A 14,399-nucleotide genomic window follows, 5' to 3' on the forward strand; every position below is an offset into this window, starting at 1 on the left:
TCCGGTTTCCTGCGGTGGAAACGCTAGTTCCCTCGGCAGGAAACTACGAGGAAACTGTAATAGACTATCTATCAAACAGTAATTAGATTTCGCTACGATTACTTTTTCACTAGATTAATCAGCCATTTTACCATCTCCGGATCAGTATGAGAGAGAAACAAACTCTTTTTTTGGTCAAGCGTGGTAATAGCCTGCATATCTTCTTCTGATAAGGAGAAATCAAACACATCCATATTCTCGATCATACGTTCCTTATGCGTCGATTTCGGAATAACGATCACATCCCGTTGAATCAGATAACGTAAAGCAACCTGTGCAACCGACTTTCCATACTTTTCACCGATTGTTTTCAATAGTTCATTAGTAAAAAAGTTATTTTTACCCTCTGCAAATGGTCCCCATGACATGACCCGTGTTCCATATTCCTCCATGATCCTTTGGGGTTCTATTTGCTGATTGAAGACATGTGTTTCTACCTGATTGACTGCCGGTTTTATCTCACAGCACTCCGCCAGATCGACAAGACGGTCGGGATAAAAGTTACTCACTCCGATAGCACGTACCTTTCCTGCCTTATAAGCCTCTTCCATCGCACGGTAAGTACCGTAATAATCACCAAAAGGTTGGTGTATCAGGAGTAGATCGACATAATCACTCTGCAGTTTACGCAAAGACTCATCGATAGATGCTTTTGCCTTTTCATATCCGGCATTGGATATCCAAACCTTGGTTGTAATAAACAATTCGTTCCGTGGAATACCACTTTTACTGATTGCATTCCCTACACCTTCTTCATTAAAATAAGCTTGTGCCGTGTCGACAGAACGATAACCTACGCTCAAAGCATCCAATACACAACGTTCACACTCTTCGGGTGTCACCTGATAAACTCCATAACCTAAAATCGGCATTTCAATGCCATTATTCAATTTTACTGTTTCCATAATCTCTTTAATTATCAATTATTTTCATCTGAGACAAAGCTACTAAATTATATCTACTTATTATCCAAATTCATCACCTGTCCGATCACCGGAATGATCAACTCCAAAGAGTTATCTTTTGCCATCTCAATTTCGTTTTTCAACGGTTCGTCCCAACGGTGTGAGGCTAATGCGTATTTGGAATGATGGACAGTCATGACCTTACGGGCTTTCAAATCTTTGGCCGCCTGCCCCAAATACTGAGGCATAGTATGGATAAATCCTTTTATATAAAACAAAAGTACTTCTCTTTTTTCAGAAGTATGGTATATGGATTACTGATATTTTTACCATTATCACTGTTCTTATTTGTTGATTTTCGCTTATCTTTGTTAAATATTAAACCTTGAATCAAATTAAATAAGAAATCATGAAAGAATTTGAAGCAGCACTAGTCAGCGAAGGAAAGAGTGAAAGAATACCGGAAGAGTACAATTTCTTTGGTAAAGTGATCGGTGAATGGGATCTCGACTGGAACGACCACCTCAACACACCTACTCCCAGACGTGTAAAAGGAGAATGGATCTTTTCATGGGTACTCGACGGAATGGCAGTACAAGATGTCTTTATTGTCCCGTCGCGAACAGAAAGATTGATCGATATCCAACCGGACGCAGCTTACGGGACTACTCTCAGATTATTTAACCCGGAAAAACAGGTTTGGGAAATCTTCTATGGATGCCCGGAAGAATGTGCCCGACTGGAAGCCCGGAAAGAAGGAGACGAAATTGTCCTGACGGAGATAACTTCGCAAGGCATGAAATGGATATTCTCTGATATTACAGACAATTCTTTCACCTGGCGAAGTACCGCCATCAACGAAGACGGGGAATGGATCACTTTAGCTAAAGTTTTCGCTACCCGCAAAAAGAAATAAAACTTAATTCTGCATCCGATACTCATTCGGAGAAGTTCCCACACACTTTTTAAACAAACGGGTAAAGTGCTGCGGATACTTAAAGCCTAATTCATAAGCGATCTCACTGATGGAACGGCTGGTATCTAGCACTTTCTCTTTTGCCATATCGATAAGATATAACTGGATTTGCTCCTGCGCTGATTTACCCGTTTCCTTTTTGATCAGATCACCCAGATAATTTGCCGAAAGATGTAACTGGTCGGCACAATACTGAACGGATGGCAGCCCGATATCCTGCGGTTTATCCGACTGGAAATAGTCGTTCATGATCTTCTCGAACTTCGATAAGGTATCTTTATTGACATTTTCACGCGTGATAAACTGGCGATCGTAAAAACGCACACAATAATTCAGCAATAATTCGATATTGGAGACTATCAGTGTCTTACTATGCTTATCTACTCCCCGCTGTAACTCCAGTTGGATATTCCGCAGACAATCGGTCACAATATGCCGCTCCTGCTCCGAAAGATGGAGCGCTTCATATACCTCATATGAAAAGAAGGTATACTTCTTTATATTACGTCCGAGAGATGTTCCACGAATCAAATCCGGATGAAACAACAAAGCCCATCCTTTCGGTTGGACATATTCACCGTTACTCTCCACTCCTACGACCTGCCCCGGTCCGGTAAAAACCATAGTGCCTTCCTGGTAATCATAGTAGTTCTTACCATAATGCAAATCTCCGCACTTCACTTCCTTTAGAAAAACGGAATAAAATCCATACCGCATACGAGCACGTTGTATCTGTGAATCTACTAAGGAGAAATCAATAACACTAATCAACGGATGCAATGTTTCCATATTCACCCGGTCATTATATTGATAAATATGATCCATTTCTATAATTTCCGACATATGCTTTCTTTTTAGTTTCTACAAAGTTAGCAGTTTTTTGCATCTGTTTTTTATCTGTTTATGCAAATCTGTAATAATGGTAGATATACCTGTAATATGTGTAATTGTTAACGGGAAAAACAAGAATAATTTTGCATCAGTAATAATCAACAAAATATTCAGAGAAGTATATGTTAAGAAAAATCAGACTAACTGCTGCCGTCATTTTCTTTACCCTGATCACCTTGTTGTTCCTCGACTTCACAGGGACAATACATCAGTGGTTCGGTTGGATGGCGAAGATACAATTCCTTCCGGCACTGCTGGCGGTGAATATAGGAATAGTGATAGGGCTTGTTGTCCTGACATTACTGTTCGGACGGATCTACTGTTCGGTTATTTGTCCGCTGGGAGTATTTCAGGATGTTGTTTCATGGATAGCCGGAAAACAAAAGAAGAACCGTTTTTCGTATTCCCCGGCGGTTAGCTGGTTGCGTTATGGGATACTTGCTATGTTTATACTTGCGATGATTGGAGGTTTCGGTTCGCTTTTGGCTTTGCTGGCTCCATACAGTGCCTATGGGCGGATCGCCTCCAATCTGTTCGCTCCTTTCTATCAATGGGCAAACAATGGACTCGCCTATCTCGCTGAACGGATGGATAGCTATGCCTTTTATACGGTAGATGTTTGGATGAAAGGAATAGCCACTTTCAGCATAGCCATCATAACATTTATCGTACTGGCTATATTGGCGTGGCGTAACGGACGAACCTACTGCAATACCATTTGTCCGGTAGGAACCATCCTCGGCTTCCTTGCCCGGTATTCTTACTTCAAACCGGTTATCGATACCGAAAAATGTAACGGTTGCGGATTATGTGCCCGGAATTGTAAAGCGGCATGTATCAACACCAAAGAACACCGGATCGATTACAGCCGTTGCGTGGCTTGTATGGATTGCATCGGGAAATGTCGCCGGAATGCCCTGAAATATGTACCGGGACAATCTCTGCCTAAGAAACAGGTTGAAACAACCACTTCGCCATCGGCTTCGGCATCAGTATTGCCATCGGCATCGGCTCCTGCCACGGAAAAATCCGCTGCCTCACGCCGTCACTTTTTATCGGCTGCCACCCTGTTTGCCGTATCAGCCACATTGAAGGCACAAGTCAAACCCGAAAAGAATGTAGATGGCGGTTTAGCTCCGATAGAAGACAAACAAAAGCCGGAACGCCTCACTCCTATCACTCCTCCCGGATCATTAAGCGCACGAAACTTTACCGGACATTGTACTGCCTGCCAATTATGTGTATCCGTCTGTACCAACCAGGTACTGCGTCCGTCCGGCAACCTTATGACCCTGATGCAACCGGAAATGTCCTATGAACTTGGGTATTGCCGGCCGGAATGTACCAAATGTACGGACGTGTGTCCTACCAGCGCCATACAGCCGATCAGTGTAGCCGAAAAATCAGCCATTCAGATCGGACATGCCGTATGGATCAAAGACCTTTGCGTAGTCAATACCGACGGTGTCGATTGCGGCAACTGTGCCCGTCATTGTCCGACAGCTGCTATACAAATGGTTCCCAAAGATCCCGAAGCACTCGACTCACCGAAAATACCGGTTATCAATACCGAACGTTGTATCGGTTGCGGAGCCTGCGAACATCTTTGTCCCTCCCGCCCACTGAGTGCCATCTATGTGGAAGGACACGAAATGCACCGGACCATTTAATATACCCGAAAATCATCAAAACAAAGCATCATGGAAGAAAAGAATAAAAAGAATATAGACCGACGGAGATTCCTGAAAGTCTTAGGCGGAAGCACACTAGCATCGACAGCCTCACTTTATAGTTGCAAACCGGACAAAAACGCATCCTTCCGAGGAAACGGTTCCGGTGATATTCCTGCCGAAATGACCTATCGCACCACGCCCACGACAGGCGATAAAGTATCCTTGTTAGGATATGGCTGTATGCGTTGGCCGACAGTTTCCAACAGCAGTGCAAGAGACAGTAGCGATGAGATCGACCAGGAAATGGTCAACCGCCTGGTCGACTATGCCATTGCACATGGTATCAACTATTTCGACACATCGCCTGCATATTGTAAAGGACGTTCGGAGCATGCCACAGGTATCGCTCTCAGCCGTTATCCGCGCGATACCTATTATATTGCCACCAAATTATCCAACTTCGCGCCCCAGACATGGAGCCGTGAAAACTCGATGGCTATGTATCGTAACTCTATGAAAGAGCTGCAAGTCGACTATATCGACTATTACCTGTTGCACGGTATCGGTATGGGGAACGGTATGGAAGATTTCGAAGGACGTTATATAAACAACGGCATGCTCGATTTTCTGCTCGAAGAACGAAAGGCAGGCCGTATCCGCAACCTGGGTTTCTCTTATCATGGAGATATCAAAGTATTCGACTACCTCCTCTCCCGTCAGGATGAAATCAAATGGGACTTTGTCCAGATACAGCTCAACTATGTTGACTGGAAACATGCGAAAGAGGTCAACACCCGGAATACCGATGCTGAATATCTATACGGCGAATTACAGAAACGGAACATCCCCACCATCATCATGGAGCCGTTACTGGGAGGCCGTCTCTCTAACGTACACGACCATATTGCTGCTAAACTGAAACAGCGTAGTCCCGAGTCGAGTGTCGCATCATGGGCTTTCCGCTTTGCCGGAACATTCCCGGGTGTATTGACAGTGTTAAGCGGAATGACTTATATGGAACATCTGCAGGATAACCTCCGTACCTATTCCCCGCTGGAACCGCTGACGGATAACGATCTGGCTTTTCTGGAAGAGACTGCCGTACAAATGCTCCGTTATCCAACCATCCCTTGCAATGATTGTAAATATTGTATGCCTTGTCCGTATGGTTTGGATATTCCGGAGATCCTCTTGCATTATAATCGTTGTATCAATGCCGGAAATATTCCGGAAAGCCGGCAGGATGAAAATTATGCGAAAGCGCGTCGTGCTTTCCTTATCGGATACGACCGTAGTGTTCCCCGGCTGCGTCAGGCCAATCATTGTGTCGGCTGCAACCAGTGCAATCCGCATTGTCCGCAGAACATCGATATTCCGAAAGAGTTGTTACGTATAGATAAATATACGGAACAGCTGAAACAAAACTTATTATAGCAGCCGGATATATGAGCTAAAAAGAAAAACAATTTGAACGAATAAAGAACAGGGCATTGTCTTAAAACTGCTACTTTTGTCCAATAAAGATTATATATATGAAAGTGTTACTTATTAATGGAAGTCCCCGAAAAGAGGGAAATACATTTATGGCTTTGTCTGAAGTGGCAACAGCTTTGGAACAGAATGGCGTCGAAACCCGTATCATCCAACTCGGCAATAAAGCCGTACAAGGTTGCATTGCCTGTAACAAGTGCAACGAATTGGGAAGATGCGTTTTCAAAGATAAACTGTATGAAGATATACGTGAAAATCTTCAGGATATAGATGGATTGATAGTAGGTTCTCCCGTATATTACGCCGGGCCTAACGGTTCGCTTTGTGCCATCCTTGACAGAGTATTTTATTCCTGTTCGGATATGCTTGCATACAAGCCGGCAGCCGCAATTGCAGTCTGCCGACGTGGCGGAGCCAGTGCTACCATCGACCGGCTGAACAAATATTTTACGATCAACAACATGCCTGTCGTCTCTTCACAATACTGGAACATCATACACGGCCGCTTGCCCGGCGAGGCTGCACAGGATGCCGAAGGTTTACAAATCATGCGGACACTCGGTAAGAATATGGCCTGGTTACTGAAAAACATAAAGGCCGGAGCACAGCCATTGCCGGAAACTGAAGAGCGGCAAATAACGAACTTTATCAGATAATATTATCTGTCTCATCTGTAGACATTCAGAGACATAATCACAAAATCAGCCAGATTGTTATGTATTAAACAATCTGGCTGATTCAACTAACAAGCTATAAGAAATTATAATTCGCCTATTTCTTCAACCGACAACCCAGTGCATTGGGCTATCGTTTCGACTGAAACTCCCTGCTTTTTAAAGTTTGTTGCAATAAGGCGTTGTTCTTCCGCTTTACCTTTCTCTAATCCTTTTTTCATGCCTTTCTCCACGCCTTTAACTTCGGCTTCCTCCACAGCATATTCCAGCGTAGCACGCCAGTCACGGTAGATTTTCAGATTCTCCTCATAGACAGCACGTTCGTGAGCAGTCATTGTTTCCAGGTTTGCCACATCGAGCAAGCGCTTGAAAGCATCATTTTTCTCCTTGAACGGAGACATATCAAATAAATTCATATTCTTCAATATATAAATCGTGTTTTCAAGAGGCGTCTTACACTCCTCTTCACTTAAATTGAACAGGTCGAACGACAGATAGATCTGTTTCAGCTTGACCTCGCCAAATGTTTTACCTGTTGCCTCGTCGGCGAGGACTACGTCCGTACGCCAGCTCCGAAATTCCGGCAGACTAAAGTTCAACAGATAGATACCATACACCGGAAGCAGGCTATACTTCCAGTCATCACCAGACTCTCCCTGACGAGAGACCATCCGGCAAAGATAATAGAATCCCCGGTTAAAGAAACAACGTTGCGGACAATTCTGCATCTCCAAAATAAATCTGCTCCCATCCACGTCTTCGCATAGGAGATCGAAGATCACCGTGCGCTGTTCTATCACTTCGGGTTGGATTTCTTTATCAAGATAGGTCAGGTCTTTGACCTGGCGCTCACCTTCGAGGGCAGCATTGATAAAGTCGATGGCTACTTGCTTTACTCCGAAAACGGATTTAAAAGCTTTGTCTAACATAATGTTAACGTACTTTTCCATATGTCAATGGTTTTAATGGTCTGTTACCTACTAGCAGGTAACAGGACAAAGATAGTTGTTTTTTATTGATTTCAATGCTTAGAGTTGTTTTTTACAACTTATTTTTCATGGCATCTGTGGGATTCTTTTGGTATTTTTGGTATTTATCATATCTTAACAAATGTATAATTGCCCTGCAATACCTTCTGAGGGCATCCGACACAAAATAAACGAGATTTTTCAAGGTTTTCCGAATAGGATATATGGGTGTTGTATATCAACTGACAGGAAGCAATATTCTTATGACTAATTTAATCGATCGTTTTTTCTAGTCACAAATGACGTTATTATTTTTTACATATCAAAACATTTTAAGATTTAATTCAAGCATCTATCATTTTATAGTTCAATTGAATATCAAAGTTAGCATAAAATTATACATGTTAACAATTGTAAAAATGAGAAACGCAAAAATGACTAGAAAAAACGATCCTTTATTCTAGTCATTCATTAGAAACATCGATTGTCAAACAAGTAAATAAAAGATGATGAACAAATCGATTATAACAGCAAGAAATGTGTCTGCCCGAAGAAATGCACTATCAACCATTGCGTTTAATGCGTGGGAGGAGAGAAATCGACTGTCAACCCAGGTTTTTAATGCGTGGGAGGCGACGAATTTAACGTTTACATGGGTGATATTAACATTTACCTTGTATTTGAAATTGCTCACCCGGTACGACAGACAATTTCAGGCGGCGAATTTAACATCTACTCGTGAGGTTTTAACATTTCCCTTGTATTTGAAAATGAAAACCTGCGTCGCAAGATAATTTCAGGCCTCCCACATACCGTTTACCGCGATCGCAAAAATATTCGTCAGCAATTTTACAAAACAAAGAATATAAACATTTTAATTCTAAAACGTTATGGCTAAAATCCAGTCAGCACCCAAGACAAGAATGACAATCAGTGAGTTTTACTACTTCTGTCTGTTCATCGTCAATTACCTGTCAGCATCCAATTTTTCGGTACTGAAGTTCAAAACTGCCTTCAATTATTTCAAGGACAAGTTCGACGGATACGACAACAGTATCAATAAAATAAGCAAGATGGATTACGATAAGAAGGCGGTCAATATGAAAAAGAAACTGAATGCGTCGCGTACAGGTCTTTTCAATATGGTATCCGGCTTATCGGCAAGCAGCGTTGCCGACATCAAAACGGCAGCCACCATCGTCCTGGACCTGATCAATAAAAAATACCGTAACATGAGCAAGTTAAAATATAAAGACCTGCAACTGACGACCGCTTCCCTGCTCAACGATCTTGAATCGGAAGAATATAAAACGTATATCGAAAAGATGGAACTGACAACCATCGTCACGGCTCTCCGTACATTATATAATGAATGCATCCAGTTGGAATCGAAGCTGATCAGTGCCGACGGAGTAAACAAACGTTTGCGTAAAACCGTCAATACGCGTCGTGAACTGAATATCGGTTACGACAGGCTGGTCGACCAGCTCAACGCCCTTGCCCAGGTGGAGGGAGATACGGAATACCTGGAACTTTTCACTTGGTGGAATGCCCTGATCGACGATTACCGCACGAAGATATCCGCCCGCTCCGGTGCGGGCACAGGCGGCAAGACGCAAACCGACGAATCATCCCAATCCGACCCCAATAAAGGCGCTGACAACAACAGCGGCGGTGGCGATGATGATAGACCTGTTATCGAATAAAACATAAATAAACAAAGTATGCATACAAAAAAGAGAAAATTAATATGGAAAGTAGTGTGGCTATGGGTCGCACTGGCTTTCTTTGGGCTGGAGGGGAAGGCGCAAGCTGTAACTGAGGTTACTCTTGAAAGCATTTTGGGAAATACTTATGAGATTAATAGTGCCGGTGATTATAAGATAACCGGTACTAGTTCAGCGGAAAGCCCTACAAATAAGAATATAAAGGTAAATGTAGATGGAGCAGGTGCAGTGAATGTTACTATTGAGAATGTCAATATTTCGACAGATGGTAATATAGCTTTTTATATTATTAATGGGACAGTAAACCTGACATTGAAAGGGAATAATACTTTGTATATAAAAAAAAATATGAATGCCGGACTTAGTTTATTCAATAATTCCTTACTTACAATTACAAAAGAAAGTAATGAAGGGAGTTTGATAGTAAAAGGAGGAGATGGTAATGCAGGTATTAGAGTTGAAAAAGATACAAAACTTACTATTGAAGGAGGGAGTATAAAAGCAATAGGAGGAGACAAGTTAACGTACGGTGAGTCTCTTGTATTGAGTGCAGGTATTGGATTTCGTAACTACTCCAAAGATATAGCAGGAACTATCATTATTTCCGGTGGATTTGTAATGGCACAAGGAACTTATGATAATGGGAATTATATATATTCGGGTATTGGAGGTGGACGCTATGGTAATGATGGCAGTTTTTCTACAACCTCCGAAGGTAATGCCTTTATTGTTGCACTTGGTGGTATTGCACTTACCAAAGATAAGGAAAATTGGCATGGGATTATTGTAGATGGTGATATCGGCAAAATGTATGGTGATAAGGTTACACTTTCGACAAATGCAAGTTTGCCAGATTATGCAACTCTTACAATTGATGAAGGTCAAGAACTTACCATAGAAAGTGGAGTAACATTAGAAAATAAAGGTACGATTAATTGCGATGGGGTAATTAATGGAACAGTTAGTGAAAATAAAATCAAATATGCTGTTACCTATGATTATAATTATTCGGGTAGTCCGGAAAGTAAGAAAGAATATGTAGGGGATGTAAGATCTCTTGAAACTCCTACTCGTTCATACTATACATTTAAAGGATGGAAAGACTCTGAAGGTAATGCTATCACAACAATAACTAAAGCTATTACTGCGATAGCAGAATGGAAACCTATTGATTTTACAATAAATAATATAGATGAACAACAACTTACTTATAAAACTGATTATAATTTTGATTTCTCTAGTGTTCTATCCAGTCAATCCAATATAGCTGATGCCGGTGGTTTAAAATCAATAGCAGTCAAGGAAGAAAGTTCATTACCCGATGGTCTTCAACTGGAAGGTTCTACTATTTCCGGAAAACCTACGACTTTAGATGAAACAGGTAAAGCAGTAACCTTTATTGTAACTGCCGTTAATGGAGTTGAAAAGGAAATCACAATCACCTTCAAAGTTAAAAAGGCAGAGCTAAAGGTTATTACCGGCAATGCGATTATGAAGGTATATGATGGAAATAATACCGTTACAACTGAAGAAGCTCTAAAATTGTATGGTGTCAAGGAGGGGGATGATATTTCTCTCGTTGCGTATCAATTGACTTATGATAATACGAATGCAGGAACAGACAAGACTATTACTCTCCCTAGATCTTTTTCAGTAGAAGGCACTGCCACAAGCAATTATAACTTTACGCAACCCAGTTTGACTTTAACAGGAGAGATTACTCCGAAAGAGTTGATTGTAACACCTGCTTCCGGTCAATCTATTTATCAAGATGAAGTGGATAAGTATTGCCCTGCTTTTACTCTAAGTGAAACAGTAAATGAAGAGGTGGCTGCTTATGAAGGTAAGTTGTCGTGGGATGAAAGTAGTAAAGAATTTACTTTAGGAACTTTAAAACTAATAGATGGCGATAAATTCAGTAAAAATAATTATGAACTGAAATTGTCAGAAACTCCTGTCACCATTGAAATAAAAGAAGAACTAGCCTCTGCCGCCCCAATTGCAACTGCGGGTAATAACGATTGGTACACCAGTGACATTACTTTATCTGCTCCAAGTGGCTTTCAAATAAAAGCTGATGGGATAACAAGGTCGAACGACTGGGTTGAGAAACTTGTTATTGATGAAGAGGGTAGCTACAAGTATGCTTATTCTTTAAAACGTGACGACCAGTCATATATTTTAGCCAATAAGACATTATCGGTTAACCTGGATAAGACAGCCCCGTCTCTTTCCGTCTTACCGAACGACCTGGAATATACGCTTACCTTCTCCGATGCGGGCAGCGGTATCGACAAAGTAGCTGTCGACGGAAAAGACATATCGATCGCCGCCAACGCTACGACTTACAAAGGTTCTTCCACCGCCGGAACGCATACGGCAACAGCAACGGATAAGGCAGGAAACACAGCAACGGTCGAGTTTGAATTGAAAACAGATGTTCCTCCTTATGAGCCACCTGTACCGCCTACCCCATCGGTCTATTACGATGTGACGATCCCGTCGATTGATGGTGTGGCAACCGATCCTGTTGCCGGCAGTTATCCGGTAGAATCGTATGGTAGTTTCTCTTTCATCTTAACCGTCGGTGAAGGTTATCGTGAAAACTCGCAGCCTGTCGTTAAGGCAAACGGTACGGTCGTAACACCGCGCACGAGCGATGGCAAATACATCGTCCGTTCCGTCACCCGCGACACGGAGATCACCATCGAGGGTATCGTCCGCGATACCCCGACCGCCAATGCCGAAATAGACAACGGTCTGTATATCCGTCAGTCGCCCCATACGCTCCATATCACCACGCCGAAAGCGATCCGTATCCGGCTGATAGATTTCGCAGGGCGTATCATCCGTGACACCCAACTTTCCCCCGGTGAAAATCATCTATACAATATCGCCACTGGTTCCTATATCCTCCAGCCGGAAAGCGGGGAAGGGATAAAGGTTAGGGTTAATTGAAGTGACAGGTAATAGGTGGACTTCGCGATCGGAGATAGAAAAAGGCGAGCTATCCATTTACAGTGACGGGAGTAACTTTTCCCCTCTTGAGAGGGGGCAGGGGGTGTGTGAAATTCGCTTGTTTCAGAGTAAGATAACACACCCCTTATCCCCTCTCAAGAGGGGAATCAGTTACCATCTGTCACTATAAACAGACACTATAAAATAGTTCATATTTTTTATTTCGATTGATATGACTAAATTACAATTCCTTTATTTCTTCAACCGACAATCCGGTACATTGGGCAATTGTTTCAATATTCATTGTATGACAGTATTTAAAAGAGGACAAAGGAGATAAAACAGTAAAATGGGTAACATTTTCCCTCATTCGGGTATAGAACAAGATGTATATTCCTCCTAACTTTGCATTATGAAAATATACATATAAAAATTAAGCATATGACACTCAATGATTTTTTACAGGCTGTCCAAACACGTGGCCCACTCAATACACCGGAAATCCATCGTTTCATGGATGAGATGAGCAACGAGGCACGGCGTATTACCTTCGAACTGAACGGTTCCTATCATACCTCCGACGAGATTCGGGCATTACTTTCGCGATTGTTCGGATACGAAGTCGATCCGACACTGCGTGTATTTCCTCCGTTCTATACTGATTTCGGGAAGAATATTCAGATTGGTAAAAATGTTTTTATCAATGCCTGCTGTCACTTTCAGGATCACGGCGGTGTTACGATCGGTGATGATTGTCAAATCGGACACAACGTTGTGTTCGCTACCCTCAACCACGGCCTTGTACCGGAAGACCGTAAGACAACCTATCCTGCTCCCATTGTACTTGGCAAAAATGTCTGGATCGGTTCGAATGCCACTATTTTACAAGGCGTAACCATTGGCGACAATGCCATCGTTGCAGCAGGAGCTGTCGTAACAAAAGATGTGGAAGCAAACACAATAGTCGGCGGCGTACCGGCTAAATTTATTCGATAGCCACCTTCACAACCCCATCCAAACGATTTTCAAAGACACGATAAGCCTCTTCAATCTCGTTCAACGGAAATTTGTGAGTAATAAGCGGAGTAGTGTCTATCTTACCCTGCTCGATCAATTCGAGAATCTCGGCACAGTCGCAACCGTCCACGCCCCCAGTCTTAAAGGTCAGGTTCTTTCCATACATATCCGGTAAAGGAAGAAGCTGGGGTTTATCATAGAGGGCAACAACGGTGACAATCGCATTGGGTCGGGCACAATCCCACGCCAAACGGAAAGTATCTTCGCTACCCGCTACCTCCAGGACTACATCTGCACCGCCGTGATCGCTGTTACGAAGTACAAAATCCTTGCAGTTTTCAGGTTCTGTCACCAGCACATCCGGGTAATGTTCACGGACAAACCGGATTCTTTCAGGGGACTTTTCACAGACAATGATACGTCGTGGCTTCTTCAGCATCACACAAAGCAATGTACAGATACCGGTAGGACCGGCACCAATGATAAGCACTGTATCATCATTGGAAATCTCCGAAATGCGGGCTGCCCAAAAACCTGTGGCCAACACATCACCAACAAATAGAGCTTGCTCGTCGCTAACCGTCTCCGGAATACGGTTTAATCCACTGTCGGCATAAGGAACCCTGACATATTCTGCCTGACCGCCGTCTATACGACATCCTAAAGCCCAACCGCCATTAGGATCCGTACAGTTGTTGACATACCCATGTTTGCAAAAGAAGCATTCCCCACAGAATGTCTCTACATTTACGGTTACCCTGTCCCCCGGTTTGACGGAAATAACATCAGGACCTACCTGCTCCACAATACCGACCATCTCATGCCCTACCGTTATTCCGGGTACGGCACGTGGCACACTACCATGTTTAATATGCAGGTCACTCGTACAGATACTACCCAGCGTCACACGCACGATAGCATCACGTGAATCTTTTATTTCCGGTTCCGGCTTCTCGCTCAGTTCGAATTTACCATGTTCAATATATGTATATGCAAGCATAATCTTTTTCTGTTGATTAATAGATTTTACAAAGATAGCGATTACACGATAATCATATCCTACTCTTAAAAAAACTTCCT

The 14,399-nt window shown here is 42.6% G+C and carries 11 protein-coding genes and 1 pseudogene; 7 read left to right on the top strand and 5 right to left on the bottom strand.

Annotated features, from left to right (window positions below; genetic code table 11):
* Positions 1-98: 98 nt before the first annotated feature.
* Entirely contained in the window at positions 99-944 is an 846-nt protein-coding gene (locus DXD68_RS02745; protein WP_122360190.1) for an aldo/keto reductase, read from the bottom strand.
* Positions 945-997: 53 nt separating this feature from the next.
* A pseudogene (locus DXD68_RS02750) lies at positions 998-1,201 on the bottom strand (MBL fold metallo-hydrolase); the annotation flags it as partial.
* Between the two features lie 152 nt (positions 1,202-1,353).
* Between DXD68_RS02750 and DXD68_RS02755 the strand changes: the two are divergent.
* Entirely contained in the window at positions 1,354-1,860 is a 507-nt protein-coding gene (locus DXD68_RS02755) for a hypothetical protein (protein ID WP_122360191.1), read from the top strand.
* A 3-nt stretch (positions 1,861-1,863) separates the two neighbouring features.
* Here DXD68_RS02755 and DXD68_RS02760 read toward each other — a convergent pair whose 3' ends face one another.
* The gene (locus DXD68_RS02760; RefSeq protein WP_122360192.1) at positions 1,864-2,763 is read right to left on the bottom strand and encodes a helix-turn-helix domain-containing protein; all 900 of its coding nucleotides are present in this window, start codon (positions 2,761-2,763) and stop codon (positions 1,864-1,866) included.
* Positions 2,764-2,933: 170 nt separating this feature from the next.
* Between DXD68_RS02760 and DXD68_RS02765 the strand changes: the two genes are divergently transcribed.
* From DXD68_RS02765 to DXD68_RS02775, 3 genes are all read left to right on the top strand, one after another.
* Positions 2,934-4,481: a 4Fe-4S binding protein gene (locus DXD68_RS02765; protein WP_122360193.1), complete on the top strand. Its 1,548-nt coding sequence runs from the start codon at positions 2,934-2,936 to the stop codon at positions 4,479-4,481.
* Between the two features lie 30 nt (positions 4,482-4,511).
* Positions 4,512-5,918, top strand: a complete 1,407-nt coding sequence (locus DXD68_RS02770) for an aldo/keto reductase (protein ID WP_122360194.1) — start codon at positions 4,512-4,514, stop codon at positions 5,916-5,918.
* Positions 5,919-6,016: 98 nt separating this feature from the next.
* Complete coding sequence (locus tag DXD68_RS02775; protein ID WP_122360195.1) at positions 6,017-6,631, top strand: flavodoxin family protein; 615 nt, start codon at positions 6,017-6,019, stop codon at positions 6,629-6,631.
* Between the two features lie 104 nt (positions 6,632-6,735).
* Here DXD68_RS02775 and DXD68_RS02780 read toward each other — a convergent pair whose 3' ends face one another.
* On the bottom strand, positions 6,736-7,599 hold the full coding sequence (locus DXD68_RS02780) for an Rpn family recombination-promoting nuclease/putative transposase (protein ID WP_122360196.1): 864 nt from the start codon (positions 7,597-7,599) through the stop codon (positions 6,736-6,738).
* A gap of 908 nt (positions 7,600-8,507) precedes the next feature.
* Here DXD68_RS02780 and DXD68_RS02790 point away from each other — a divergent pair.
* From DXD68_RS02790 to DXD68_RS02800, 3 genes are all read left to right on the top strand, one after another.
* Positions 8,508-9,323 carry a DUF6261 family protein gene (locus tag DXD68_RS02790; RefSeq protein WP_122360198.1) on the top strand — a complete coding sequence of 272 codons (816 nt, stop codon included), beginning with the start codon at positions 8,508-8,510 and terminating at the stop codon, positions 9,321-9,323.
* 18 nt (positions 9,324-9,341) lie between these two features.
* Positions 9,342-12,302 (top strand): YDG domain-containing protein, encoded by a 2,961-nt coding sequence (locus DXD68_RS02795; RefSeq protein ID WP_122360199.1) that lies wholly within the window; start codon positions 9,342-9,344, stop codon positions 12,300-12,302.
* Positions 12,303-12,743: 441 nt separating this feature from the next.
* Positions 12,744-13,298 (top strand): sugar O-acetyltransferase, encoded by a 555-nt coding sequence (locus DXD68_RS02800; RefSeq protein ID WP_122360200.1) that lies wholly within the window; start codon positions 12,744-12,746, stop codon positions 13,296-13,298.
* Here DXD68_RS02800 and DXD68_RS02805 read toward each other — a convergent pair.
* Positions 13,288-14,319 (bottom strand): alcohol dehydrogenase, encoded by a 1,032-nt coding sequence (locus DXD68_RS02805; protein ID WP_122360201.1) that lies wholly within the window; start codon positions 14,317-14,319, stop codon positions 13,288-13,290. The two genes, DXD68_RS02800 and DXD68_RS02805, sit on opposite strands and share 11 nt — an antisense overlap.
* Positions 14,320-14,399: the final 80 nt, after the last annotated feature.

The sequence above is a fragment of the Parabacteroides sp. TM07-1AC genome (assembly GCF_003480915.1).
Classification (GTDB): Bacteria; Bacteroidota; Bacteroidia; order Bacteroidales; family Tannerellaceae; genus Parabacteroides; species Parabacteroides chongii.